The 424-nt window shown below is 51.9% G+C and carries 1 protein-coding gene; it reads right to left on the bottom strand.

Going from position 1 to position 424, the window contains the following annotated elements:
* Positions 1 to 248, bottom strand: a 248-nt coding sequence (locus VG543_RS21185) for a hypothetical protein (RefSeq protein WP_423181126.1), incomplete at its 3' end; no start/stop codon positions are given.
* Between the last annotated feature and the right edge of the window lie 176 nt (positions 249 to 424).

Raw genomic sequence — 424 nt, 5'->3', positions numbered from 1 at the left:
GCGACGGCCATCGTGTGTATTTCCGCGGATGAGTATCCTGCACCAGCATTATTCGCCTGGTTCTGTACCTGGTTTTGTGCAGTACCAAGGTGCGCAGTGAGGTCGTCAGAGATAACGTTTGTGAGGGTCTGTGAGTGCAGTACGCTTACAACAATTTCGGAAATAATCTGCACGATGGTGAGTATCAGTATCCCAATCCAGAGAATGAGGGCAGTACCAACACAATAAGGACGACGCAGTTTTTCCATATCCCTAGACTAGCGAACAGCGTTGGCAGTACTGGTACTGAAGTATTTCTCTACCTTGGTACGGATATCGTCATCGGTGAACTCGCCCGCGTCGGGTCCAATACCCGTCACGGTGTATGAGGCAGTAGCAACTCCCCACACGGCAGCTTCCTCGGGGCTGTAGCCTTCGGCAACAC

Source organism: Stenotrophomonas sp. CASM101 (genome assembly GCF_049384845.1).
In the GTDB taxonomy this organism is placed as follows: domain Bacteria; phylum Pseudomonadota; class Gammaproteobacteria; order Xanthomonadales; family Xanthomonadaceae; genus Stenotrophomonas; species Stenotrophomonas hibiscicola.
Note: the sequence above shows the minus strand (reverse complement) of the source record. Positions and strands in the feature narration are given on the sequence as shown.